The sequence below is a fragment of the Streptomyces mirabilis genome, assembly GCF_018310535.1.
In the GTDB taxonomy this organism is placed as follows: domain Bacteria; phylum Actinomycetota; class Actinomycetes; order Streptomycetales; family Streptomycetaceae; genus Streptomyces.
This window is the reverse complement of record NZ_CP074102.1, coordinates 1,608,623-1,634,143: the sequence shown is the minus strand read 5'-3', so window position 1 is coordinate 1,634,143 and position 25,521 is coordinate 1,608,623. Positions and strand designations below refer to the sequence as shown.

General features: G+C 70.6%; 20 protein-coding genes and 3 pseudogenes. 8 read left to right on the top strand and 15 right to left on the bottom strand.

What is annotated here, in order from left to right; translation table 11 throughout:
- Positions 1–21 precede the first annotated feature (21 nt).
- From SMIR_RS07295 to SMIR_RS07275, 5 genes and pseudogenes are all read left to right on the top strand, one after another.
- Complete coding sequence (locus SMIR_RS07295) at positions 22–4,275, top strand: HAMP domain-containing protein (RefSeq protein ID WP_212726781.1); 4,254 nt, start codon at positions 22–24, stop codon at positions 4,273–4,275.
- Positions 4,272–4,988 carry a response regulator gene (locus tag SMIR_RS07290; protein WP_168496675.1) on the top strand — a complete coding sequence of 239 codons (717 nt, stop codon included), beginning with the start codon at positions 4,272–4,274 and terminating at the stop codon, positions 4,986–4,988. Before SMIR_RS07295 ends, SMIR_RS07290 begins: the two co-directional genes overlap by 4 nt.
- A gap of 7 nt (positions 4,989–4,995) precedes the next feature.
- The gene (locus SMIR_RS07285) at positions 4,996–5,319 is read left to right on the top strand and encodes a hypothetical protein (protein WP_212726780.1); all 324 of its coding nucleotides are present in this window, start codon (positions 4,996–4,998) and stop codon (positions 5,317–5,319) included.
- A complete protein-coding gene (locus SMIR_RS07280; RefSeq protein ID WP_249938395.1) occupies positions 5,300–5,752 on the top strand; it encodes a hypothetical protein in 453 nt (150 codons plus the stop codon). The genes SMIR_RS07285 and SMIR_RS07280 overlap by 20 nt, the downstream gene beginning before the upstream one ends.
- A 68-nt stretch (positions 5,753–5,820) precedes the next feature.
- Positions 5,821–6,030 (top strand): annotated as a pseudogene (locus SMIR_RS07275) (peptide-methionine (R)-S-oxide reductase); the annotation flags it as partial.
- 284 nt (positions 6,031–6,314) lie between these two features.
- Here SMIR_RS07275 and SMIR_RS07270 read toward each other — a convergent pair.
- On the bottom strand, positions 6,315–7,328 hold the full coding sequence (locus SMIR_RS07270) for a lysylphosphatidylglycerol synthase transmembrane domain-containing protein (RefSeq protein ID WP_168496678.1): 1,014 nt from the start codon (positions 7,326–7,328) through the stop codon (positions 6,315–6,317).
- Positions 7,329–7,653: 325 nt separating this feature from the next.
- On the opposite strand from SMIR_RS07270, the gene SMIR_RS07265 reads away from it, so the two are divergent.
- The gene (locus SMIR_RS07265) at positions 7,654–8,220 is read left to right on the top strand and encodes a cysteine hydrolase family protein (protein WP_168496680.1); all 567 of its coding nucleotides are present in this window, start codon (positions 7,654–7,656) and stop codon (positions 8,218–8,220) included.
- 37 nt (positions 8,221–8,257) lie between these two features.
- On the opposite strand, the gene SMIR_RS07260 is transcribed toward SMIR_RS07265, so the two are convergent.
- The gene (locus SMIR_RS07260) at positions 8,258–9,538 is read right to left on the bottom strand and encodes an amidase (protein WP_168496682.1); all 1,281 of its coding nucleotides are present in this window, start codon (positions 9,536–9,538) and stop codon (positions 8,258–8,260) included.
- 14 nt (positions 9,539–9,552) lie between these two features.
- A complete protein-coding gene (locus SMIR_RS07255; protein WP_248003177.1) occupies positions 9,553–10,146 on the bottom strand; it encodes a TetR/AcrR family transcriptional regulator in 594 nt (197 codons plus the stop codon).
- A gap of 148 nt (positions 10,147–10,294) precedes the next feature.
- On the opposite strand from SMIR_RS07255, the gene SMIR_RS07250 reads away from it, so the two are divergent.
- Positions 10,295–11,047, top strand: a complete 753-nt coding sequence (locus SMIR_RS07250; RefSeq protein WP_249938394.1) for an NADPH-dependent F420 reductase — start codon at positions 10,295–10,297, stop codon at positions 11,045–11,047.
- 73 nt (positions 11,048–11,120) lie between these two features.
- Here SMIR_RS07250 and SMIR_RS07245 read toward each other — a convergent pair whose 3' ends face one another.
- The 7 genes and pseudogenes from SMIR_RS07245 to SMIR_RS07215 form a co-directional block, all read right to left on the bottom strand.
- Positions 11,121–13,265, bottom strand: a complete 2,145-nt coding sequence (locus tag SMIR_RS07245; RefSeq protein WP_212726778.1) for an ArnT family glycosyltransferase — start codon at positions 13,263–13,265, stop codon at positions 11,121–11,123.
- Positions 13,266–13,402: 137 nt separating this feature from the next.
- A pseudogene (locus tag SMIR_RS07240) lies at positions 13,403–14,139 on the bottom strand (glycosyltransferase); the annotation flags it as partial.
- Between the two features lie 140 nt (positions 14,140–14,279).
- Positions 14,280–14,882 (bottom strand): GTP-binding protein, encoded by a 603-nt coding sequence (locus tag SMIR_RS07235; protein ID WP_168512161.1) that lies wholly within the window; start codon positions 14,880–14,882, stop codon positions 14,280–14,282.
- Positions 14,869–15,225 carry a DUF742 domain-containing protein gene (locus SMIR_RS07230; RefSeq protein ID WP_168496694.1) on the bottom strand — a complete coding sequence of 119 codons (357 nt, stop codon included), beginning with the start codon at positions 15,223–15,225 and terminating at the stop codon, positions 14,869–14,871. The genes SMIR_RS07235 and SMIR_RS07230 overlap by 14 nt, the downstream gene beginning before the upstream one ends.
- Position 15,226: 1 nt before the next feature.
- The gene (locus SMIR_RS07225) at positions 15,227–15,658 is read right to left on the bottom strand and encodes a roadblock/LC7 domain-containing protein (RefSeq protein ID WP_054236774.1); all 432 of its coding nucleotides are present in this window, start codon (positions 15,656–15,658) and stop codon (positions 15,227–15,229) included.
- A gap of 11 nt (positions 15,659–15,669) precedes the next feature.
- Positions 15,670–18,117, bottom strand: a complete 2,448-nt coding sequence (locus SMIR_RS07220) for a sensor histidine kinase (protein WP_212726777.1) — start codon at positions 18,115–18,117, stop codon at positions 15,670–15,672.
- 115 nt (positions 18,118–18,232) lie between these two features.
- Positions 18,233–19,252 (bottom strand): substrate-binding domain-containing protein, encoded by a 1,020-nt coding sequence (locus tag SMIR_RS07215; RefSeq protein ID WP_168496698.1) that lies wholly within the window; start codon positions 19,250–19,252, stop codon positions 18,233–18,235.
- A gap of 312 nt (positions 19,253–19,564) precedes the next feature.
- Between SMIR_RS07215 and SMIR_RS07210 the strand changes: the two genes are divergently transcribed.
- The gene (locus tag SMIR_RS07210) at positions 19,565–20,029 is read left to right on the top strand and encodes a cupin domain-containing protein (protein ID WP_422664409.1); all 465 of its coding nucleotides are present in this window, start codon (positions 19,565–19,567) and stop codon (positions 20,027–20,029) included.
- Between the two features lie 15 nt (positions 20,030–20,044).
- On the opposite strand, the gene SMIR_RS07205 is transcribed toward SMIR_RS07210, so the two are convergent.
- The 5 genes and pseudogenes from SMIR_RS07205 to SMIR_RS07185 all read right to left on the bottom strand — a co-directional run bounded on the left by SMIR_RS07205 (position 20,045) and on the right by SMIR_RS07185 (position 25,421).
- Positions 20,045–22,435: a SpoIIE family protein phosphatase gene (locus tag SMIR_RS07205; protein ID WP_212726776.1), complete on the bottom strand. Its 2,391-nt coding sequence runs from the start codon at positions 22,433–22,435 to the stop codon at positions 20,045–20,047.
- 76 nt (positions 22,436–22,511) lie between these two features.
- Positions 22,512–23,252: a response regulator gene (locus tag SMIR_RS07200; protein WP_168496703.1), complete on the bottom strand. Its 741-nt coding sequence runs from the start codon at positions 23,250–23,252 to the stop codon at positions 22,512–22,514.
- A 1-nt stretch (position 23,253) separates the two neighbouring features.
- A pseudogene (locus tag SMIR_RS07195) lies at positions 23,254–23,964 on the bottom strand (sensor histidine kinase); the annotation flags it as partial.
- Positions 23,913–24,374, bottom strand: coding sequence for a hypothetical protein (locus SMIR_RS07190; protein ID WP_211118837.1), 462 nt, complete (start codon positions 24,372–24,374; stop codon positions 23,913–23,915). The gene SMIR_RS07190 and the pseudogene SMIR_RS07195, both read right to left, overlap by 52 nt.
- A 105-nt stretch (positions 24,375–24,479) precedes the next feature.
- Positions 24,480–25,421, bottom strand: coding sequence for an AraC family transcriptional regulator (locus SMIR_RS07185; RefSeq protein ID WP_168501350.1), 942 nt, complete (start codon positions 25,419–25,421; stop codon positions 24,480–24,482).
- Positions 25,422–25,521: the final 100 nt, after the last annotated feature.

Below are 25,521 nucleotides of genomic sequence, written 5' to 3'. Positions count from 1 at the left end.
GATTACTGAGAGTGGGCTGCCATGACACTTGACTCGGCCCCGCCTCCCGCTTCCCCCGCCCCACACTCCCCGGAATCCGCCGACCGGCCGGGCTCCGCCCCGGACGGGCAGTGGGTGCGCACCGCCGAGCTGTGGCCGTTGCTCGGGGCGATGAATTCGTTGTGTGACGGCGATTTCACCATACGTGTGGAGGGTGTGCATGAAGGCGTCCTGGCCGAGATGGCGGGGGTGCTCAACCAGATCGGCGCGCGGAACGCGCATCTGGCTGCGGAGCTCCAGCGGGTGCGACGCGAGGTCGTGCGGCAGGGCAGACTGGACGAGCGGATCGCAGCGAGCCCCGGGCAGGGGGCATGGGCGACCAGCGTGGACGCGACGAACCAGCTCTTGGAGGCGTTGGTGGCTCCGGTCGCGAACGCGACGCGGGTGCTGGACGCGGTCGCGGCCGGTGATCTGACGCAGCGGGTGGATCTGCGCGACGGCAACCGCCAACTCCGCGGTGACCTGCGGCGCCTGGGGCGCGTGGTGAACCGGATGGTCGACCAGCTGTCCCTGTTCACGGGCGAGGTGACCCGGGTCGCACGTGAGGTCGGGACCGAGGGGCGGCTCGGCGGACGGGCCAAGGTGCAGGGCCTGTCGGGCGACTGGCGTTACGTCACTGAGGCCGTCAATACCATGGCCGCGCGGTTGACGGCACAGGTGCGCGACATCGCGGTAGTGACGACGGCGGTGGCGCGCGGCGACCTGACCCAGCAGGTGACGGTCGAGGCGACCGGCGAGCTGCTGGAGCTGAAGCTCACCGTGAACACGATGGTGGACCAGCTTCGGGCGTTTGCGGATGAGGTCACGCGCGTCGCCCGCGAGGTCGGCACGGAAGGGCAACTGGGCGGACGTGCTCAGGTGCCTGGCGTCTCCGGGGTGTGGAAGGACCTCACCGACAACGTCAACTTCATGGCCTCGAACCTCACCTCGCAGGTCCGCAACATCGCCCAGGTGACCACCGCCGTCGCCAACGGCGATCTCAGCCAGAAGATCACCGTGGACGCAATGGGCGAGATCCTGCAGCTCAAGAGCACCGTGAACACCATGGTCGACCAGCTGTTGGCGTTTGCGGACGAGGTCACGCGCGTGGCCCGCGAGGTTGGCACCGAGGGACGGCTTGGCGGACGCGCGCAGGTCCGCGGCGTCTCCGGGGTGTGGAAGGACCTCACCGACAACGTCAACTTCATGGCCGACAACCTGACCTCCCAGGTCCGCAACATTGCCCAGGTCGCCACCGCCGTCGCACAGGGCGACCTCGGCAAGACGATCACGGTGGAGGCGAAGGGCGAGATCCTGGAGTTGAAATCGACGATCAACACGATGGTCGACCAGCTCTCGGCGTTCGCGGACGAGGTCACCCGCGTCGCCCGCGAAGTCGGCACCGAGGGGAACCTGGGCGGCCAGGCTCAGGTCCGCGGCGTCTCCGGGGTGTGGAAGGACCTCACCGACAACGTCAACTTCATGGCGCTGAACCTCACCTCGCAGGTCCGCAACATCGCCCAGGTGACCACGGCCGTTGCGAACGGCGACCTGTCGAAGAAGATCGATGTCGATGCCCGCGGCGAGATCCTGGAACTGAAGGACACCGTCAACACGATGGTCCAGCAACTGCGGGCGTTCGCGGACGAGGTCACGCGCGTGGCCCGCGAGGTCGGCACCGAGGGGCGGCTTGGCGGACGCGCGCAGGTCCGCGGCGTCTCCGGGGTGTGGAAGGACCTCACCGACAACGTCAACTTCATGGCCTCGAACCTGACGTCGCAGGTGCGCAACATCGCCCAGGTCGCCACCTCCGTCGCGCAGGGCGATCTGTCGAAGAAGATCGACGTCGACGCGCGCGGCGAGATCCTGGAGCTGAAGACCACCATCAACACGATGGTCGACACGCTCTCCTCGTTCTCCTCCGAGGTCACCCGTGTCGCCCGCGAGGTCGGCAGCGAGGGGCAACTGGGCGGCCAGGCCCGCGTCGAGGGCGTCTACGGAACGTGGAAGCGGCTGACCACCAGCGTCAACGAACTCGCCTCGAACCTCACCACCCAGGTCCGCGCGATCGCCGAGGTCGCCAGCGCCGTCACCCAGGGAGACATGTCCCGCGCCATCTCGGTCGAGGCACAGGGCGAGGTCGCCGAGCTGAAGAACAACGTCAACCTCATGGTGGCCAACCTCCGCGAGACCACCCGCGCCAAGGACTGGCTGGAGTCCAACCTCGCCCGCATCGCCGGCCTCATGCAGGGCCACCGCGATCTCGTCGAGGTCGCCGACCTGATCCTGCGCGAGCTGACGCCCCTGGTGAACGCGCAGTTCGGGGCGTTCTTCCTGACCGAGGCGGCCGCCAGGCCGGGCGAGGGGCTTCAGTTCATCGCCGGCTACGGCACCGACGCGGCCAGCGGGAGCGGCCCGCTGCTCGACTCCGGGACGCCGGGCCGCGGGCTGATCACCCAGGCCGCCCTGGAGAAGAAGCGCATCCTCATCGCCGACGTCCCCGCGGACTACATCACCATCAACTCCGGGCTCGGCGCCTCACTCCCGGCAAACGTCGTCATCCTGCCGATCGTCTTCGAGGACCAGGTACTCGGAGTGATCGAGCTGGCCTCGTTCAGTAGATTCAGCGACGTACACCTCGCCTTCATCGACCAGTTCGTCACCACCATCGGCGTCTCCATCAACACCATCATCGCCAACTCCCGTACCGAGTCCCTGCTCTCGGAGTCCCAACGCCTCACCACCGAGCTGCGCAAGCGCTCGGATGAGCTCCAGCGGTCCAATGCCGCGCTGGAGGAGAAGGCCGCCCTGCTCGCCACCTCCTCTCAGTACAAGTCCGAGTTCCTGGCCAACATGTCGCACGAGCTGCGCACCCCGCTCAACTCGCTCCTGATCCTGGCGCAGCTGCTCGCCGACAACCCGGACGGCAGACTGTCCGACCAGGAGGTGCAGTTCGCGGCCACCATCCACCGTGCAGGCTCCGACCTGCTCCAGCTGATCAACGACATCCTCGACCTGTCGAAGATCGAGGCGGGCCGGATGGATGTGCGCCCGAAGGTCTTGCCGCTGGTCAAGCTGCTGGAATACGTGCAGGCCACGTTCCGCCCGCTGACCCTCGACAAAGGCCTGACCTTCGAGGTCACGGTCGGCGAGAACGTGCCGAGTGAGCTGCTCTCGGACGAGCAGCGCCTGCAGCAGATCCTGCGCAACCTGCTGTCCAACGCCGTGAAGTTCACCTCGTCCGGCGGCGTGGAACTGCGCGTCGAGCGCGTGCCGGGAACGAAGTTCGAGGACCGGGCCCTGCGGAACGCCGAGACCGTCATCGCGTTCTCGGTCAAGGACACCGGCATCGGCATCCCGCCCGAGAAGCTATCGGTGATCTTCGACGCGTTCCAACAGACCGACGGGACTACCAGCCGCAAGTACGGGGGCACCGGGCTCGGGCTGTCCATCAGCCGCGAGATCGCTGGGCTGCTCGGCGGCCGGATCGTCGCCGAGAGCGAACTGGGCGTCGGATCCCGCTTCACCCTCTACGTTCCGTCGCGCCACCCCGGCGTCCCCCCCGAGCCCGACCCGGCGGCGCCGCGGAACACGGGCTCCACCACCCCTGCTGCGCTCCTCGAAGAGGCCGGACCGTCGCCGTCCGCTGCCGACTACGCGCCGAGCGGCGTCTTCGGCAGCGCGGACAGTCTGATCGGCAGGGGAACTCCGGAGGCCGCCGACGGCCGAGACGACACCTGGCCGGAGACGACACGGCTCAAGGAGTGGTTGAGCGGGCGCCCCGGCCGCGTGCTGGCAGGGCGCCGCATCCTCATCGTCGACGACGACATCCGGAACGTCTTCGCGCTCACACATGTGCTGGGCCGCGTCGGCATCACCGTGAAGTACGCCGAGAACGGCCGCGAAGGCATCGAGGTCCTCGACCGGTCTCCCGACATGTCGCTGGTCCTGATGGACATCATGATGCCGGAAATGGACGGATATGAGGCGATACGGGCCATCCGGCACACGCCCCGCCTCGCCGAACTGCCGATCATCGCGCTCACCGCCAAGGCCATGCCGGGCGACCGCGAGAAGGCGATCGACAGCGGCGCCTCCGACTACGTCCCCAAGCCCGTCGACGTGGACCGCTTGCTGACGGTCATCTGCGACCTGCTCGACCCGCAGGACGCCCTCCCGGCACCGGAGCCAACAACCGCGGAGGAACCACACACCGTCGAGAGAGACGAAAAAATCCCGCCGAGGCAGAAGCCATGAGCCTGACCCCGCCCGAGAAGGCCAACATCCTGATCGTCGACGACATGGAGGAGAACCTCGTAGCGCTGGAGGCCGTACTCGGCTCACTCGACCAGCAGCTGGTACGCGCCCACTCAGGAGAGGAGGCCCTCAAGGCGATGCTGCGCCAGGATTTCGCGGTCGTGCTGCTCGATGTCTTGATGCCCGGCATGGACGGCTTCGAGACCGCCGCCAGCATCAAGCGCCTGGACCAGACCAAGGACGTTCCCATCATCTTGCTGACCGGGACCGACGCCGACACGGACTACATCTACCGGGGATACGCGATCGGCGCCGCCGACTTCCTGACCAAACCCTTCGACCCGTGGCTGCTGCGCACCAAGGTCAACGTCTTCCTGGACCTGCACCGCAAGAACCGTCAGCTTGCCGCACAAGCGGAGCAGCTGCGGCGGCTGCTGGTCGGCGAGAGGACGCCAGCGGAATCGACGGGACCAGCGGAATCCCCAGAACCCGTGGAATCCACGGGAGATGCCCTGGACAAGCCGCGAGGAGGGATCACTGGCACCGGTGCGGCGGCGGACAGCGGCGAGCGGCTGGCGGAGATCACCGAGCGGCTCGCCCAGATCGAGCTGCAACTGCGCGACGCCGAAGGAACCGAGTCAGCCGAGCTCGCCAACCGCATCGCCGACCTGGAACGTGCCGTCAGCACCCTGCGGGTGAGCCGGGACACCTAACCTGCGTATGCGCGTACCTGCCGGGGCCTCGCCGCCGATCACGGTCCCGCCCCGGCCGTCGGCCGCCGCAGGCACGATGGCAGAGAGCGATGCCCTGGAGGAGCAGTTCGCCGGAGTGGACGCGCTGATTGCTCAGGCCGAGGCGGAGGCCCTGCAGTTGCCGGAAAAGCCGGCTGCAACGGCTGAGGAGCTGACGGAGCAGGAGCGCCGCGAGGTCGAGTCGGCCATCGGGCTCATCTATGGCGAGGACCGGCGGGGTGTCCGCCCGGGCATGCCGCGTGAGCACACGGGTTCCCGTCTACGGCACCGGCATGCTCATCGCCCTCGCTGACCGCAAAGCCAAGGCAGTGAGCCTGCACGAGGGGCTGCGGGCGGCCCCGCACCGGGCGGTGGTGCTCGGTCCGGTGCTGGCCCAGGTCTGGCGACCACGCCCTGCTCTGGTACACGTGCTCGCCGGCGTACTCAAAGGCTGCGCGGTTTCGCAGGCCCGCTCCTCGCAGCCGCCGATGCGGGAGACGAGGCCCGGCAGACCGGAGTGCATCGCCTGCGCGACGGGCCCTGACCTGGACGACTGGCGGCGCATCGGCACAGCGCTGGGGCAGGCGGCGCTGCTCTCGAAGGAACTGCCGGACGCAGTGGACGCCTGGGTGGCACTGGCTGCGGTCCGGCACAGCAGTGCAGTGATCTTCACCAGAGACCCGGACGACATCAATGCCTACCTCGCGGTGCTGAACCCGACGGACGTGCACGTCGTGACAGTCTGAGCCCGTGGGGCGCGAGGTGCTGTTGTTACGGGACGGATCGTGTGGGGCTGTTGGGGTGCATGAGGCGCGGCTGGCCGTCCTTCTACGACCCGAAGGACTCCGACGCGGTCGAGCTGATCGCGGACCGCTCCCACGGGATGGTCCGCACGGAGGTGCGGTGCGCTCGCTGTGGGTCGCACCTCGGCCATGTCTTCGAGGGCGAGGGCTATCCGACGCCGACCGACCAGCGGTACTGCATCAACAGCATCTCGCTGCGGTTGGCTCCGGACGAGGGCTGAGCCGGAGGCATCGCGGGGCCGTCGGGTCCGCGTCTGTGGACTTACGGGCCAGGTCGAGGCGGCGGTGCGCAGAGTGCTGGGGTCCGAAGTGGACGTACGCAACGGTGGGGTCGGGCTCACGCCGGGCTGGGACTCGCTGGGCAGATCCGGATCGTGCCCGCGGTGGAGGAGGAGCTCGGCGTCCGCCCTCGGAGAGTCTCACGAGCACGGGCCGTTTCGAGCAGCTGTGCCGTGTGGTGGATACGGAACGGGCCTTGCCCGGAGGGCGGGACGAGGGCTGAGGTTCACAGCACCTCGCGATGGACGAGGGCCGACAGGACGAAGGCGCCGGGGAGCAGGGGGATCCAGACGGTCAGGACGCGGTAGCCGATGACGGTCGCCGTGGCCAGGGACACGGGGGCGCCGAACGCGGCCATGGTGAAGACCATGGCCGCGTCGACCGGGCCGATGCCGCCCGGGGCGGGCACCGCGCCGACGGCGGTACTGGCGAGCAGCAGCGCGAGGACCACCTGAGCCCAGGACAGCGGCAGCCCGAGCGAGAACCCGACCGAGGCGATCACGCTCCCCTGGAGCACCGGGGCGGCGGCCGACCCGCCCCACAGGGCGAGGACGCGGCTGGGCCGGGTGTGCAGGGTCCGCGCCTCGGTCAGGGCGGTGCGTACGAAGCCGAGCGCCGGGCGGCGCAGCGGGCGTACGACCGTCAGGAGCAGGGCGGCGGTGGCGAGACCGAGCACCGCGGCCCCGGCGGCCATGAGCAACGTCCAGGTGTCCGGGGCGAGGTCGCCGAGCCGTAGTGCGTCCGGGAGGGCCACGAGGAAGACGACGAGCACCACTGTCTTCGACAGCGGCTTGACCAGTGAGTACAGGGCGAGCGAGGCGGTGGCTCGGGCCAGGGGTATGCCGCGGCGCTGGAGGAAGCGCAGGGTGACGGCGTGGGCGCCGATGCTCGCCGGAAGGATGTGGTTCGCGGCGCCGGCGGCGAACTGCGAGGCGAGCAACGGCCCGGGCGGCAGCCGTTCCGGCAGGGCGCCCTGCCGGACGCACGCGGCGGCCACCCAGCCCAGGCAGGTGAAGAAGACCCCGGCCAGCAGCCACCGGGGATCGGCGGCGGCCAGCCGCGCGGCGCCCTCGCTCATCGCGCTCCAGTCGACCGCCGCCCACGCTCCGATCGCCAGGAGCGGCAGCAGGGTCAGCGTGAGACGGGCGAGACGGGTCAGGCGTGCGGCGGCGGGGGACCGGAGCGGGGCGGGGCGCGCTACGGGGAGATTGTCGAGCGGGAGCGGGGACACGGCGCACATCGTCCTTCCACGTCACGCCCGCGGTACCGGCGGACGGACACAAGGAGAGGCAGAACGGAGGGGGACGGGGGGGACGTTCCCGCCCGGTGTGACGGCGCGGTGTCCGGGAGGGGAAGGGGCACCAGCGGCTGGGCGACACGGCCGGAGCTCCCGCGCGGTGGGAACTTCTTCGGGCGAGCGCTCAAAGGAGGCGAGGGGCTCCTTGCCCCGCGGGCTGGGCAGTTGGCGCTTTGGTCGTCGAAAGGCAGAAAGAAAAGGTAGAAAGAGGGGTGCGCTCGGCCCGCCGAGTGAGATGGATGGGACGGACGAGACACCGGAGGCCCTGATGACGACTCTGCCCGATCGGCCGAACACCGCGCTGCTCGTCATCGACGTCCAGAACGGGGTGGTGGCGGGCGCGCACCGGCGCCACGAGGTCGTCGCGAACATCGACACCCTGGTCGGCAAGGCTCGCGCGCAGGACGTGCCGGTGGTGTGGGTGCAGCACTCGGACGAGCAGCTGGAGCGGGACAGCGAGCGCTGGCAGTACGTGCCGGAACTGGTCCGTCGCGACGCCGAGCCCCTCGTCCACAAGAACTACGGCGACTCGTTCGAGGACACCGACCTCGAGGCACTGCTCGCCGAGCGCGGGGTGGGCCGGCTCGTCGTCACGGGCGCCCAGACCGACGCGTGCATCCGCGCCACCCTGCACGGGGCCTTCGTACGTGGGTACGACGTGACGTTGGTCGGTGACGCGCACACGACGGAGGACCTCAGCGCGTACGGCGCGCCGCCGCCGGAGCAGGTGATCGCGCACACCAACCTCTACTGGAAGTGGGAGAGCGCACCCGGGCGGCGCGGGGGCACCGTCGGCACGGCGGACGTGTCCTTCGCGGCGGTCGTCGAGGACTGAGCCGTTCCGATCGGCGGCCATCGGCGGTCGCCGCGCGCTAGCCCTTCGCCCGTGCGGCCCGTTCGACGGCGTGGCCGAGGGAGAACAGGCCTTCCAGGCGGTCCGGGTGGCCCACGAGTTGGAGCCCCAGAGGCATGCCCTGGGCGTCCCGGTGGCCCGGTACGGTCAGTGCCGGGAGGCCGAGGAGCTGCCAGGGGCGGCTCAGGACGGGAGGCCCGGTGGCCGTCAGACCCTTCGGGGCGGCACCCGGGGCGGCCGGGCCGAGCACGGCGTCCAGGTCGCCGAGTAGTGCCAGCACCGTGGAGCGCTCCCGCCGCGCGACGGACCGGGCGTGCTCGTAGTCCCCGGTGGTGATGGAGCGGCCGTGCGCCAGGAGTTCGTTGAGTGGTGCGCTCAACCGGTCCGGGTGGGTGCTCTCCTCGGCCAGCATCCGCGCGGCCTCGTACGCCATCACCGTGACGTGTGCCTCGACGAGGCGGGGGGTGAGGGCGGGCCAGTCGACGTCCACGAGCACGGCGCCGTTCGCGACGGCGTCCTCGACGCTCCGGACCAGAGCCGCCCGCATGTCCTGTGAGATCTCGGCCAGTTCGCCGCCCGACCACACAGCCAGCCTCGGGCGCGTCGGCGCTTCGGGAGGGCGGGAGAGCCGGTCCGAGCCGGTCAACGCCCCGTACACGAGCCGGAGATCGGCCACCGTCGGAGTCAACAGCCCGACCGCGTCGAGGCTGTGCGACAGGCCCACGAACCCCGTCGTGTCGAGGGAACCCCCGGCCGGCACCACGAAGCCCGCGACCCCGCAGTACGACGCCGGCCGGGTGAGCGAGCCCGCGGTCTGGCTGCCGAGAGCCAGCGGGACCACGCCGGTGGCGACGGCGGCCGCGGAGCCGCTGGAGGAACCACCGGGCGTGTGGGCAAGGTTGTGCGGGTTCCTCGTGGGGCCGGGGGCGAAGTACGCGAACTCGGTGGTGACCGTCTTGCCGAGGGGAATGGCGCCGAGCCGCCGCAGGCGCGCGACCAGCGGGGCGTCGGCTTCCGCGATCCGGCCCCGGCGCAGCGGCGATCCGCACTCGGTGGGCAGACCGGCGACGTCGATGATGTCCTTGACCCCGACAGGGACGCCGCGCAGCGGGCCGCCCGACGGCACGGGCACGGCATCCAGCTCCCGGGCAGCGCCCAGCGCTCCGTCCCGGTCCACCCGTACCCATGCCCGTACGTCGGACTCCGTACGGTCGAGGCGCTCCAGCGCGCCCGCGATCACCTCGGCCGCGCTCAGCTCGCCCCCGGCCACGGCCGCCGTCAGGGCCGACAGAGTCCTCATCCCGCGCACCTCACTTACCGCGGTGCGAGTGCGGCGAAGGCCTCGTCGATCAGATCGTCGAGGTCGAGGGTGCCGTCGGAGGCGGTCCAGTGGTTGACGGCGATGTTGAGACAGTCGACCGCGGCGGCGGCCCGCACCAGCGGGCCAAGGGTCGAGGACCTCGAGGGGGCCGCGCGCCCGGCGAGGGCCTCGGCGATGACCGGGCGCCAGCCGTTCTGCTTCTCCATGCTGCGCGCGCACAGCGCGGGGGTCTTCATGATCAGACGGGACAGGGCGAGCGCGCCGGCCGGGTCCTGCCGGTGGTGCTCGACGACCGTGCCCAGGGCGTGTCGGAGCGCCGTCCAGTCGTCCTCGCCGGCCGGGCGGTTGCGCAGCGCGTCGGCGATCCGCCCGCCCTGGGCGTCCACCGCGTCGAGGACGGCGTCCTCCTTGGTGCCGAAGTAGCGCAGGAAGGTGCTGCGGGACACCCCGGCCGCAGCGGCCAGGTCGTTGACGGTGACGTTCTCGAAGCCCTCGCGACGGAACAGCTCGAAGGCCACCTGGGCCAACTCGGCCCGGATGGCGGCCCGTGCGATGTCCCTCGTGCTCGTACGCGTTGCTCCGTTCACCCCGGGATCGTACCGCTCACTCGCTCCCCGCTCGCAATAGTGAACCGTGGACGCTAGTGTGACACTGAGTTTCATGATTGATATATGGATTCACTATTGGCGCCATTGGCCATCTGCTTCACACCACATCACCGGGAGACCCCACACCGTGACGAAGACCCTTGGACTCATCGGCAGCGGCATGATCGGCGGCGGGCTGGCCCGCCTCGCCGTGGCGGCCGGACTGGACGTCGTACTCAGCAACTCGCGCGGACCGGAGACACTCGCCGGCCTCGTCGCCGAACTCGGCGGGCACGCCCGCGCGGCCACCCCCGAGGAGGCCACCCGAGCCGGTGACCTGGTGGTGGCGACCGTGCCGCTGAAGGCCTACGACCGGCTGCCCGCGGCGGCTCTCGCGGGCAGGACCGTGATCGACACCATGAACTACTACCCGGACCGCGACGGCCGCATCGCCGAGCTGGACGCGGGCGGGCCGACCTCCAGCGCCCTGGTCCAGCGCCACCTGGCCGACTCCCAGGTGGTCAAGGCGTTCAACAGCATCGACTTCCGGCGCCTGTTCCTCTCCGCCCGGCCCGCCGGCTCCCCGGACCGCAGCGCCCTGCCCCTCGCCGGTGACGACGCGGCCGCGAAGGCGCGGGTGGCGGAGTTGCTGGACGTCCTCGGGTATGACGCGGTGGACATCGGCACGCTCGCCGACAGCTGGCGCAGCGAGCCGGGCACCCCGGTCTACGTGCAGCCCTACCTCGCGGCACGGCCCGAGGGGCTGAGCCAGGAGGAGGCGCAGCGCTGGTTCTTCGAGACCCCGGGCGTTCCCGTGCCCGCCGACCGGGTCAAGGAGCTGACCGACGCGGCCGTACGGCGCCCGGCGGGCGAAGCCCGGGCCACCCTCGCCCGGGACTGAGTCACGGAAAGGAGGGGCGGGCCACCGGTGGGGGATGTCCGGTGGACCGCCCCTTCCGGGGTGGATGGCTGGATCAGCCGAGGTCGGAGGCGTCCAGGCGGTACAGGCCGCTGGTGCTTGTGGACGTGGCGGACGAGGAACCGGAGCTGTACGCCGAGGACTTGACGGCCGTGCCGTGCGCCTTGACCCAGGTGGCGATCTCGGAGTTGGTGCCCTGTCCGCCGTCGCTGCTGACGATGATGTAGTGCAGCTTGCCGGACTTCACCAGGCTCTTGAGCTTGGCGAGGGTCATGGCGTTGTCGCTGCCGGACCAGCCGCCCATGGAGATGACGGGCTGCCCGGACTCCAGGATGACCGAGGACGCGGTCTGGTCGGTGGCCACGGCCAGCAGCCAGGTGGCCCCGTCCTGGTGCTTCTTCAGGTACGTGATCATCTCGGACGACACCTGGGTGCCGCCTCCGCCCATCCGACCTCCGCCTGTCTGCTCACTGCCTGTCTGGCCACCGTCCGTCTCGCTGCTGCCCGTCTCGCTGCTGTCTGTCCCGCTGCCGCTCGGCCGGGTGCCGGAGCCCGAGGGCGCGGAGCCGCCGACCGACGGGGGCTCACCCATGGACCGGCCGCCGGTACCACTCGTACGACTCGAACCGCTCGCGCCACCCGGACCCCCGCCCATGCCGCCACCGGTGCTGGGACCGGCCGTCGGGTTGGTGCCGTTCGTGGCGGAGGTGGCCGCCGAGACCGAGTACGCGGCGGGGCCGGCCAGCAGGGCGACGACCGCGGCCAGCGCGGCGAAGCCGATGAGCCTGCCCCGTCGCATGAAGCGCCCGGCGAGCAGGCCGAGCACCGCGACCGTGCCCGCGACGCCGACCACGATCTCCGCGACGGTGTACAGCGTGCCGGAGCCCGAGGCCCGCTGGAGCAGGACGACAGCCCAGGCGGCGCTCACCGCTACCGCGGTCGGCAGAACCCAGCCCCACATCACCGCCGAGCCCTCACGGAACGCCCGGTACAGGGTCACGCCGCCCGCACCGGCCAGGGCCGCGATACCGGGAGCCATGGCGGTGACGTAGTACGGATGGAACGTGCCCTCCGCGAGGGCGAAGGTCAGGTAGTGCAGGACGAACCAGCCGCCCCAGAGCATGAGCGCCGCACGCTTGGCGTCGGTGCGCGGGGCCCGGCCGCGCAGGATCAGTCCCGCGATCAGGGCGATGGCCGCGAAGGGGATGAGCCAGGAGATCTGGCCGCCCATGATCTCGTTGAACAGCCGGTAGACGCCCGCGCTGCCGCCGAAACTCGCACCGTTGCCCGCCGAGCCGACCGACGAGCCGGCGCCGAAGATACGGCCGAAGCCGTTGTAGCCGATGACCAGGTCCCAGACCGTGTTGTCGGTCGAACCGCCGATGTAGGGGCGGGAGGAGGCGGGGATCAGGTCGACGACCACCATCCACCAGGCGCTGGAGACGACCAGGGCCACCGTGGCGACGGCGAGGTGGCGGATCCGGCGGCCCAAGGAGCCTTGCGCGGCCCACAGATGGACCAGGAAGAAGGCCGGCAGGACGACGTACGCCTGCATCATCTTGGTGTTGAACGCGAGGCCGATCGCGACCGCCGACCAGACAAGCGGCGTCAGCCGGCCGGTGCGCACGGCCTTCATCAGCGCGGCGGCGCCGAGCAGCATCAGGAAGACCAGGATCGGGTCCGGGTTGGTGTCCCGGTTGATGGCGACGGTGATCGGGGTCAGCGCCAGTACCAGCGCGGCGACGGTCGCCGCCACCGGGCCGAAATCGCGCTTGACCATGCGGTGGAGCAGGGCCACGGAGCCGGTGCCCACCGCGACCATCGGCAGCGCCGGCTGCCAGGTGCCGAAGCCGAAGGCGCGGGCGGACAGCCCCATCACCCACAGGGCGAACGGCGGTTTGTCGACCGTGATGAAGCTGCCGGAGTCCAGCGCGCCGAAGAAGAACGCCTTCCAGCTCCTGGTGCCGCTGTAGACGGCCGCGTTGTAGAAGCTGTTGCCGCTGAGGGAGGTGATGTTCCAGGCGTACAGGGCCGTCGCCGCGAGCAGGATCGCCCACAGGGCGGGGCGCGTCCAGCGGGGGTCCTCGGCGGGGCCGGTGAAGAGCCTTCGGCCACGGGCGACGAAGCCGCCGTCGGCGGGCGGGGCCGCCCGGTGCCCGCTGCTCGGTGAGGACGTGGGCGGTGGGGCGAGAGTCGTCATGACGCGGGCTCCAAGCGGGGAGAGGGAGTGCGACGCGGGCGGAAGACCCGGAGTCGCATCAGGGCGCCACCTGTGGCAGCGGCGGCGGCCGTCACGTGCGCCGTACCGGCCCGGGGCGGTAGCGCGACGCGGGTGCGGCCGGTCAGGATCCGGCGTTGCATCCGGCCCATGCCCTTGAGGTCGTCAACGGCGGTGGCGACGATGTCGACCCGGCTGTCGAGGTCGTCGACCCAGTCCACCGGCACCTCGTGGATACGCAGCCGGTTGCGCTCGGCCAGCACCAGCAACTCGGTGTCGAAGAACCAGGTGTTGTCCTCGATGTGCGGGGCGAGCGCTCTGAAGACCTCGGTGCGCACCGCCTTGAAGCCGCACTGCGCGTCCGAGAAGCGGGCCGCGAGCCCCAGCTTCAGCAGGAGGTTGTAGGAGCGGGAGACGAACTCGCGCTTCGGTCCGCGCACCACCGCCGCCTGGGGGTGCAGCCGGCTGCCGAGGCCAGGTCACTGTGACCGGACAGCAGGGGCGCGACCAGCGGGAGGAAGCCGTCGAGTCCGGTCGACAGGTCTACGTCCATGTACGCGACCACATCCGCCTCGGACCGGCTCCACACGTACTTCAGCGCGCGGCCCCGGCCCTTGGCCTCCAGGTGGACGGCGTTGACGTGCGGAAGACGGGCCGTCAGCTCGGTCGCCGCCTGCCAGGTGGCGTCCGTGCTCGCGTTGTCCGCGACGGTGATCCGGAACGGGAACGGGAAAGAGGCTTCGAGGTAGGCGTGGAGGCGGCCGATGCCCTCGCCGAGGGCATGGGCCTCGTTGTGGACCGGCACCACGATCTCGACCGACCGCTGCCGGACGCCTCCCGCGTTCGTTTCGTTCATGGCCCCGACGATCCGGGCCGGATCTGGGCCGTCGCTGAGCCCGCGCTGAGGGAAGGATGAGAATCAGGGAACTCACAGCTTCCGCACAGCCGGGCCCTGGCGGGTCACAGCAAGACCGGCGAACAGCGCCTTTCCGTACGTCAGTTGCGGCTGGACGAAGCGATCAACTCGTCGATCAGAGTGATCAGTACGTCCCGGCACGACCCGCGCTCCCGGGCGTCGCAGAGCAGCACGGGGGTCCGTTCCGGCAGGGCCAGGGCGTCGCGGATCTCCTCTGGGGTGTACGGGTGCTGTCCGTGGAAGCCGTTGACGCCGACGACGAAGGGGATGCCGCGCCGCTCGAAGAAGTCGATGGCGGCGAAGCTGGACTCCGGCCTGCGGACGTCGATGAGGACCACGGCGCCCAGGGCGCCGATGGCGAGGTCGTTCCACATGAACCAGAACCGCTGCTGGCCCGGGGTGCCGAAGAGGTACAGGACCAGTTCGGGGCTGAGGGTGATCCGCCCGAAGTCCAGGGCCACGGTGGTGGCCCGCTTCTCCTCGATGCCGTCGAGGTCGTCGACGTTCAGACCGGCGGAGGTGAGGGGTTCCTCGGTGCGCAGCGGGACGATCTCGCTGACCGCCCCGACCATGGTCGTCTTGCCGACGCCGAACCCTCCGGCGATCAGGATCTTGACCGCGTCGGGAGCGGAGGGTGCGTCGGGTGCCGAAGTCCCGTGCGCGGCGGGGTCAGAGCCGGCCAAGGCCGTCCCTCACTTTCTGCAGCAGGTCCAGGTCCGGGGTACGGGAGACGAGACGCGGAGCCTGGACGGTGATCCGGCCCGCCTCCAGCAGATCGCAGAGCAGGATCACGACCACGCTCACCGGCAGGTCGAGTTCGGCGGCGAGTTCCGCCACCACGATCGTCTTCGCGCACAGCCGCAGGATCCGGGCGTGCTCGGGCTGCGGCCGGGTGGCGCCCTCGGGCGGCGGATCCACCGCGGTCACCGACGTGATGAGGGTGAAGTCGGCGCGGCTGGGCCGGGTGCGTCCTCCGGTCAGCGTGAACGGCCGTACCAGCCGGCCGGCCGCGTCGCCTTCGCTCACCTCACTCGCCGTTGTCGGCCGCGGCGGCGACGCCCGCACGAGGTGCTGCCCTGAGGTGCTCGCCGATCTTCTTCACCAGCATGTTCATCTGGTACGCCACCACGCCGACGTCCGCGCCCTGGTTGGTGAGCACGGCGAGATGGGCACCGGGGCCCGCGGCGGTGAGGATCAGATAGCTGTCGCGCATCTCGATCAGCGCCTGGCGCACCGGGCCGCCGCGGAAGTCCATGCTGACGCCCTTGCTGAGGCTCATCAGGCCGGACGCGGTCGCCGCCAGCCGTTCGGCGTCGTCGCGGACGAACGCCGTGGACTTGCTGACGACCAGTCCGTCCTCGGAGAGCACGACGGCGTGGTTCACATCGGCGACCCGTTCCACCAGTCCGGTGAGCAGCTGGTCGAGCTGGCTGTGTGTGGCGGTGCTGGGGCGTGTCATTTCTCTGTCCTTCACGAGCGGTCGGCGGGCGGAGTCCACGAGCGGTCTGCGGGCTGGGTGGGGGCCGGGTCCTCCCCGTGGTCGTACGACGGTTCCTGGTCCCCGTGGTCGTACGACGGTTCCTGGCCCCCGTGGTCGTACGGCATCTCCTCGTCGTCGCGGGCCCGGAGCGTTCCGCGCTGGAAGCCCGCGAGTGAGGAGGCGGCGCGTTCCGCGGTGAAGTAGGCGAGGTCGGCGGCGTCCTTGTCGTCGGCCTCGGAGGGCGCCGCCTCCTCCCGCAGCTCCGTGGCCAGGCTGGTCTGCGGCACCCGGCGCGGCAGCGGGGTGAGTCCGTCGCGGCGGGCGGTGCCCGGAGCGGGGGCGGAGCGGGGCGCGGCGGAGTCGGCCGTGTGGGCCCGGGCGGCGGGGTGTGCCTCCTCCGTACGTTCATGGGGCCGGCGCTCCGGGACCGTGGCGTCGTCGGAGCCCTTCGCCGCCACGACCGCCGCCGGTATCGCGGTGTCTGCGTCCGTGGCGGGGGAGTCGGGGGTCTCACGGACCACGATGTCGTGCGGGATCAGCACGATCGCGGTGGTCCCGCCGTACGGCGAGGAGCGCAGGGTGACGGCGATGCCGTGCCGGGTGGCGAGCCGCGCGATCACGAACATGCCGAGCCGCAGGTCGTCGGCGAGTGCCACCACGTCGAACTGCGGGGCCACCGCCAACTGGGCGTTGAACGCGGCGTAGTCCTCCTCGGACAGGCCCAGCCCCCGGTCCTCGATCTCGACGGCCAGGCCCTTGGCCACCATCGCGGCCCGCACCCCCACCGGGCTGGGCGCGGGGGAGTAGGAGGTCGCGTTGTCGATGAGTTCGGCCAGCAGATGGATGACGTCGGCCACCGCGGGCGGGCTCAGGTACACCTCGTCGTCGGTGTGCACCTCCACCCGCTGGTACTGGGCGACCTCACCGACGGCGCTGCGCAGGATGTCGATCAGCGCGACCGGTTCGGTCCAGCTGCGCCGGGGCTGCTCGCCGCTGATGATGACGAGGTTCTCCTCGTAGCGGCGGAGTTGGCTGGCGGTGGAGTCGAGTTCGTACAGGCCCTTGAGGATCCCCGGGTCCTGGTGCTCGCGTTCCAGTGCGTCGAGCTTGCTGAGCTGAAGGTTGACCAGGTTCTGGCTCTGCCGGGCGATGCCCAGGATCACCTTCTGGAAGCCGCGTCTGGTGTCGGCGAGTTCCACCGCGGTGTGCACGGCCGTGCGCTGCGCGGTGTTGAACGCCTTGGCCACCTGGCCGAGTTCGTCCTCGCCGTAGTCCAGGGGCGGGGTGGCGGACTCCACGTCGACCTTCTCGCCCCGGTTCAGCCGGGCGACCACGTCGGGCAGCCGTTCCTCGGCGAGGCTGAGCGTGGCCATTCTGAGACCGCGCAGCCGCCGGGAGAGGGAGCGGGTGATGCGCCAGGACATCACGACGCACACCAGCAGGGCGACGAGTCCGCCGGCGCTCAGCGCGGCCGCCTTGATCAGCAGGCTGTGCGCCTTGTCGGCGCTGTGGTCGAGCAGTTGCGTGGTCTGCTGCTGGATCAGGTTCGTGTACTGGTCGGAGATCCTGCCGAGCGCGGTCTTCCAGCGGGCGTGCGCGTCAGGCAGTTCGACCGTCTTCGCCACCTGGCCGTGCGCCGTCCGGGCCGCGATGATCTGGTCCTCGACGGTCTCCAGGGTCTTCCAGTCCTGGCTCTGGAGGACCCGTTCGACCTGGTCCTTCACGGTGCCGTGCAGCGAGTTGAGGACCTGGCCTTGGAAGACCCAGCGGCGCACGTCGACCCGCTGGGCGAACTGCTGCCACGACTGCTGGTCGAGCTTTCCCGAGGGCCAGGCCAGCGCGAGCTGGGCGTCCTCCTGGGCGACCAGCTCCGCCGCGTTCCCCAGCGTTATCAGCGGCCCTGCTTGTGAGGTGAGGTCGCCGTCGTCGACCTGGGAGAGTTCCTGGAAGGCGTGGATCTGGTCGCCGATGATCGAGGTGTACTGGTCCAGGGCCTGCTGGGCGGTGATGTCGGTGGGGTGGTCCACCTGTCCCCGGTAGTACTCCAGGCTTCCCACCGAGGCGATGACCGAGTACATCCGGTCGCCGATCCGGGCGGGCGCGTTCTTGAAGTCCTCGGACCGGCGGACCAGTTTCGCGACCGCGACGTCCGTGCGCCTGCGCTGCCGGTCCAGGGCGGCCCGGGAACCGTGCGGCGAGGCCATCCAGGCGGCCGACAGGCTGCGCTCCTGTTGCAGCGCGAGCGTCGCCTCGGTGCCCATGGCACCCGTCGACCGGCTCAGCCCCGTCTGTTCGCGCAGTCGCAGCCCCTCCGAGAAGATCTGCGTCGTCGTCACACCCCACATGGCGGCGAGGGTGACGCTGGGGACCAGCGCCAGCAGGATCAGGGAGAGACGTATGGAGCCGAGACGGCGCCCGGCACCGGTCCGTGGAGACATCGTCGTCCTAGAGCGATCAGCGATGAGAGGGTGCGCAGGATGCTATCCGTACAAGTGACCGTACGCACCGTGAGGGACGGAAATCCTTGGTGACGCCTGTGAGGGTGGCAGCGGTTCAGCGGGTTCCGTTCCCCGCGAACTTCGCGACCGAGGAGACGTTCTCCTTGGTGACGAACGCGGGTCCGGTGAGCACGGGAGCGCTTCCGCCGCCGCTGAAGTTGCCGTTGGAGTGGTAGAGCCAGAGCGAGTCCACGGCCAGATAGCCCTGGAGATAGGGCTGTTGATCGACCGCGAACTGCACGTCCCCGCTCTGCACGGACTTCACCAGACTGCTGTTGAGGTCGAAGGTGGCGACCTGGGCCTTGCTGCCCGCCGCCTTCACCGACTTCACCGCGGCGAGCGCGAACTGCGCGCCCAGCATGACGACTTCGTCGACGCTCGGGTCCTGGCGCAGTCTGGCCGTGACGGCGGTGCCCACCGCGTCCATGTCGGTGCCGTTCACGTAGAGCATGTCGGTCTCACCGCCGAAGGTCTTCTTCACCCCGGCGCAGCGGGCCTCCAGGGCGATGTTGCCCTGTTCGTGGATGACACAGAGGGCGTGCTTGGCCTTGAGCTCGTCCAGTTTGTCGCCGGTGGCCCGGCCCGCGACGCTCTCGTCCTGGCCGAAGTACTCCAGCAGGCCCTCGGACTTCCAGGCGTCGATCCCGGAGTTGAGACCGACCACGGGTATCCCCGCCGCCTTGGCCGCACTGACCGCGCTCTGCATCGCCTCCGGCTTGGCCAGCGTCAGCGCGATGCCGTCCACCCGGTCGCGGATCGCGTCCCGCACCAGGCTCGCCTGGGCGGCGGCCTCGGAGTTGCTCGCGTACGTCAGGTCGATGTTGTCCTTGGTCGCCGCCGCCTGTGCGCCCTTGCGCACCAGCTCCCAGAACGCGTCTCCGCGGGCGCCGTGGGTGATCAGGGCGACCTTGATCCGGCCGGTGCCCGCCTTCCCTGCCGAGGCGTCGTTCGATCCCCCGGAGCCGGAGCAGCCGGCGGCGAGCAGACAGGCCGCGGCGATGACGGCGATGAGGGCGGGGCGGGCGGCGCGGGGCGGGGTTCCGGGGGAGTGGTGAGGTGTGGGGGACATGTTCATGGGTGCGGCACCTCGCTGTGCGGCCCAGCGGCGGGGCGGGGAGGGTGAGATCGGTGCGATGTCGGGATGTTGTGTACCGACTGTCGTACTTTCGTTGGGCCGGAGCCAATCGTGTGTCACGCTCGGCCGTCAAGTGAGCGGGCATATGCCGGAGATGGCCGGCGCGGGGGTGTCGTCGCCGCATCGTCACTAGTTGGAAGCGTGATGCGCGAGTTGGGTGGTATCGCACCTTCCGCATGGGGCGTGGATGTTCAATGATGGTGCGCGGGCCTGCCGTTGGCGGGCTGTTGCGTTCATACGGGGGAGGACGAGATGACGCGTGAGGTTTCCGCTGTCCGTGCCGTGTTGCGTACGGGAGCGACGGGCGCCGCGGTCGTCGGCCTGTCCGCGATGTCGCTGGTCGCCGGGACCGCGTACGCGACTCCCGCCGGCCCCGGTGTCACCGCGACGGTGCTCTATCGGACCACCGTGGGGAACACGGACTACACGCTTCGGGAGATCACCATCCCGCCCGGCCAGAGCACCGGCTGGCACTACCACGACGGTCCCCTGTACGGCCTCGTGAAGAAGGGCACCCTGAGCCACTTCGACGCCACCTGCGCGCAGGACGGCACCTACCCGGCCGGCCGCACGATCACCGAGCCCCCGGGTCCCGGCCATGTGCACATCGGCCGCAACGAGGGCTCGGTCCCCGTCGTCCTGGACGTGCTGTACGTCCTGCCCCACGGATCGCCGTTCTCGGAGGACGCGCCCAACCCCGGCTGCGACTTCCAGTAGCGCCCCAGGGCGCGATCACTCGAACGGCAGTGCCTGTTCGGCCCAGATCGTCTTTCCGGTGCCGGTGGTGCGGGTGCCCCAGCGGTCGGTGAGCTGGGCGACGAGGAGCAGCCCGCGGCCGCCCTCGTCGAAGGTGCGGGCCCGGCGCAGATGGGGAGAGGTGCTGCTGGCGTCGGAGACCTCGCAGATGAGGGTGCGGTCGCGGATGAGCCGGAGCTGGATGGGGGCGCCGCCGTAGCGGATGGCGTTGGTGACCAGTTCGCTGACGACGAGTTCGGTGACGAACGCGACCTCGTCGAGCCCCCAGCGGGTCAGCTGCTCGGTCGCGTACTGCCGGGCGGTGGCGACCTCCGCCGGATCGGCGGGCAGGTCCCACACCGCCACCTCGTCGCTGTCCAGGGTGCGGGTGCGGGCCAGCAGCAGGGCCACGTCGTCCTTGGGATGATGCGGCAGCAGCACCTGGAGCACGTTGTCGCAGGCGTCGTCCAGATTCGCGGCGGGGACCGTCAGCGCGCTGCACAGCACAGCCGTACCCGCGTCCGCGTCGAGGTGGCGGGCCTCGAAGAGACCGTCGGTGTAGAGGGCGAGGACGGAGCCTTCCGGCAGGTGCAGCTCGGTGGCCTCGAAGGGGAGCCCGCCCACCCCGAGCATCGGTCCCGCGCTCACCTCGACGATCTTCACGGTGCCGTCCGGGAACAGCACGGCGGGCGGCGGGTGCCCGGCCGTGGCGACCGCGCAGTGCCCGGAGACCGGGTCGTACACCGCGTACAGACAGGTGGCGCCGATCTCCGCGCCCGTCGGGCTCTCGTCGGCCGCCAGATGCCCGACCAGGTCGTCGAGGTGGGTGAGCAGCTCGTCCGGGGGCAGGTCGACGTCGGCCAGCGTCCATACCGCCGTACGGAGCCGGCCCATCGTGACGGAGGCGTGGATGCCGTGCCCGACGACATCGCCGACGACGAGCGCCACCCGGGTCCCGGACAGCGGGATCACATCGAACCAGTCGCCGCCGACGCCCGCCCGCGACAGCGCCGGAAGGTAGCGGGAGGCGAACTCGACCGCCGCCTGTCCCGCCATCGCCTGGGGCAGCAGACTGCGCTGAAGGGCCAGGGCCGTCGTGCGCTCCTTGGCGTACCGGCGGGCGTTGTCCACGCAGACGGCCGTGCGGCTGGCCAGCTCCTGCGCCAGCGACACGTCGTCCTGGTCGAAGGGGTCCGGACTCTCGGCGGTGAGCAGCCTCACGAAGACCGCCACCCCCAGCGTCGTACCGCGCGCCACCAGCGGTACCGCCATCAGTGAGAAGTCCCGGCGGTCCGCCTGGTACGGCTTGGCGGCCTGGGCGCCGTGCCGGCTGAGCCACCCGTCGACGTCCGGGTCGCCGGTCCTGGTGAGCACCGCGTGTCCGGTGACCAGGGCGCGGACCGGTGGGGAGGAGGACGGGTAGACGTCCGCCGCGCCCAGGTCGATCGCCGCTTCCTGCACCCCGGCGGTACGGGAGTGGTGCGCGACCCGGCGCAGCTCCACATAGGCGTCCACCGGGCCGCCGGTGGGCTCCTCACCCTCGACCACCGAGTCCAGCAGGTCCACGCTCACGAAGTCGGCCAGCTCGGGCACCACCAGCTGGGCCAGCTCACGGGCGGTGTGGATCACGTCCAGCGTCGTACCGATGGCGGCGGCGGACTTGCTCAGCAGGGCGAGCCGCTGCCGGGCCCGGTACTGCTCGGTGCTGTCGTAACCGGCCAGCGAGACGCCGAGCAACTGTCCGGAGGGGGCCCGCAGCGGCCACATCTCGATGTTCCAGGCGTGCATACGCAGTCCGGAGGGGGCCCGGGTCCAGCTCTCGTAGTGGACGGGGCGGCCGGTCTCGACCACCTGGCGCAGATGGTTGAAGAAGCCGCGGCTGTGCTCCGCGTTCTCGACGGTGTCCGGGAAGTAGCGGTGCAGGACCTCGGCCTCCTGGACGCCCATGATCCGGCAGGCGGTGTCGTTCATCCGCAGATAGCGCTGTTCGGTGTCGAAGACCGACATGGACACCGACGCCTGCTTGAAGGCGAGCTCTCCCAGGTCACGACCTCGCCCGTCCGGCGCCGCGGTGATCACGTATCCGGCCGGCTTCCCCTCCTCGCCCTGGAGCGGGTACGCCCGCAGGGCCAGCTCGCTCCGCCGACCGTCCTCGCGCCGTACGGCCACCACACCGTGGCCGCCGTTCGCCCGCAGCGCCCGCCAGGCCTTGTCCGGGTCCCCGTCCAGCAGGTCCGACACCGGTCGGCCGGTGACCTCCGCCGCGGCGTACCCGGTCAGCAGCTGCGCGCCCTCGCTCCAGCCGGTCACGACTCCGTGCGCGTCGACCACCACCATGGCGTCACCGGCCGTGGTGACCCGCCCCACGTCGCCCGGGATTTTCACCATATGTACAAGGATGGAGTGATCCGGCAGCCACATCAACCCGGGAGTGGGCCGGAATCCGGTCGGGGAAGGGCCGCCCTCAGGGCGTCTCCCGGCCCGGGCGTACGAGCAGTCCGCGTTCCAGGGCCACGACCACCGCGTGGGTACGGTCGCTGACGTCCAGCTTGGCGAAGACGCGCAGGAGGTGGGTCTTCACCGTCGCCTCGCCGATCACCAGGCGTTTGCCGATGTCGGCGTTGGAGAGACCGTCGGCCACCGCGTTCAGGACGTCCAGTTCTCGGCCGGTCAGCGCCACGGGGGCCGGGCGGCGCATACGGGCGACGAGGCGTTCGGCCACCTTCGGGGCGAGAACCGTCTCACCGCGGGCCGCGGACCTGATGGCGTCGACCAGTTGCTCGCGCGTGGTGTCCTTGAGGAGGTAGCCGACGGCTCCGGCCTCGACGGCGCGCTCGATCTCCACATCCGTGTCGTAGGTGGTGAGGATCAGCACCCGGGTCGACGTCCTGCCGGCGACGATCTCCGCGGTGGCGGCGACGCCGTCGAGGACGGGCATACGCAGGTCGATGAGGGCCAGGTCGGGCGCGAGTGTCCGGACGAGTTCGACGGCCTCCCTGCCGTTGCCCGCCTCTCCGACGATGGTGATACCGGGCTCGGACGACAGGAGGGCGACGACTCCCGCCCGCATCACGGTGTGGTCGTCCACCACGATCACACGAATCCTGTCCGTTGCCCGCGGCGCACCCGGCTGGTCGGCCGGTGCCTGGCCGGTTCCCGTCACAGCCGTCACGGCGGCCGGAGCCTGGTCGGTCGGTCGGGCCATGTCAGTCCTGACTGCTCGTGGGGATCGTGGCGAGGACGCGGGTTCCGTCTCCGAGAGAGCTGGTGACAGTGAAGTCGCCGTCGAGTTCGGCCAGCCGCTTGCGCATGCCGACGAGGCCGTAGCCCTGGGCCTCGTCCGGCACGAAACCGCGGCCGTCGTCGGTGATCTCCAGTTCGATGCCGTGCGGATGCCGGGCCAGGACGACGCCCACCGTGGTGGCGGCCGCGTGCTTGCGCACATTGGCGAGAGACTCCTGGGTACAGCGCAACAGTGCGATGCGGGTCGTCTGGTCGCAGTCGACGTCGGCCAGTTCCGCGGTGACGGTGAGCCCGGTGTCCTGGACGAAGCGGTCCAGGGTCCGGCGCAGGGTGGTGGCCACCGAGCCCGGGGCGACTCCGCTCTGCGGGGCGGAGCCGACCAGCACGCGCGCCTCGGCGAAGTTCTCGCGCGCTGTTCGGACGATCGACAGCAGCTGCTGGTCGCACTTGTCGGCGTCGGCGCCGTTCGCGGAGCGGGCGGCCTCCGCGAGGACAATGATGGAGGCGAACCCCTGGGCGAGGGTGTCGTGGATCTCGCGGGCGATGCGCTCGCGTTCGGCCGCCGCTCCCTGCCGCTGGTAGGCCTGCGCCAACTGCTCCTGCGCGCTGTGCAGTTCGGAGGTCAGTTGCTCGGTGCGGGCGTTGCTCCGACTGATGAAGCGGTGCACCCAGAGGCGTGCTTCTTCCCGTCCAGCTCGGGGCCGTTCATGGTGATGTCGACGCGGACGGCGGTGCCGCTCGCCGCGTGCACGGGGTCGGCCACCGAGCGGACCTCGGCAAGCCCGCGCATCCGGTCGGCCACGTCCTTCGCGGCGGCGTCGGCGGCGGTCGGGTCCAGGCGGCCGGACCCGGGCTTCGCGGTGATCAGAACGCGTTCGACGGGGCGCTGCTGCAGCCCGCCCTCGGCGGCCAGCGCTTCCGCCCGCCCCGCCTCACCGATACGGAAGTCCTCCGTGGTGGCCGGGTTGCCGCCGACCGTGATGCCCACGCCTAAGCAGAGGACCACGAACAGCAGCCAGGAGACAATCGCGCGCCAGGGATGTCCGGCGCTCCAACGAGCCATGCGAACGGGGAGATTCTTCATGCCATTCATGCTGGTCGCCGGGGGGTTCGTGCCGACAGCCTCGACAGGTTGAACTTCGGGTCCACCGAGTGGTGGACCCCTGCAGAAGGGATCTGGACTACGGCGCTACGGCCGCCGTCCCCCGGACCGCATCTCCCGCGGACTCACCCCGTACCGCTGCCGAAACGCCGTACTCAGCCCGCTCGCCGAGGAGAACCCCGAGGCGAAGGCCAGATCGGTGATGGTCAGGTGCTCGCAGTCGGCACACTGGAGGCGCTCACGAACCAGCCGCAGCCGCTCCTCGCGGATGAGGTCGCGCGGAGTGGTGCCGGCACGCTGCAGGGCCAGCTGGATCTGACGCAGGGACCAGCCGAGCGCGTGCGCCATGGACGTACCGGTGAGACCCGGGTCGGCGGCGTGTTCACGGACGTAGCGGCGGACCATCGTCTCCACGTCGCCGAGTTGGCCCGTCCCGTCGGGGCGGTCGTCGCCGAGGGTGAGCATGCACAGCAGCTCGACGACGCGGTCGGAGACGGCGTTGAAGTGCGGGTCGGTGAGGTGGTCCCGCTCCGCGTGCAGGTCGCCGATCATGGAGCTCACCACCCGGCCGAGCCCCCTGCTCAGATCGAGCCCGGTGGCCAGTGGCGACTTACGGTTCAGCGGGCCGTCCATCTCGCGCGCGGGGATGGTGAGGACGAACGCGTGCGTCGAGGCGTCCTGGAGGCACTCGAAGGGCGCCCCGAAGCTGACGAGGGTGCCGGTGCCCGGTGTGAGCCGGGCCTCCCGGCCGTCCTGCCGCAGCACGATCTCCCCGCTGAGCGGCAGCAGTAATCGGTAGTCCTCGTCGGGGTCCTGGCGGACCTGGCGGGCGGTCCTGCTGTACGCGACCTCGTCCGACCAGAACTTGACGAGCTGATAGCGCTCGGTGCGCTGGCGGACCGTCGCGCCACGGAAGTCGTCGGTGCGGGGGTACCGGTAGCCCATGGTGGACTGGCAGGACCCGACGTGCTCGCTCCAGAAGTCGGCCCGCTCGCGCGGATCCACCTCCGCGGTCGTCCGTGTTTCCACGATGTAGCTCTCCGCGGGCAACGACACCCTCAACTCCAGTGCAGCGAGCGGTAGTTACTCCACGTCAGCCTAGTGCATACAGTCCGTGCGTCCCACGGCA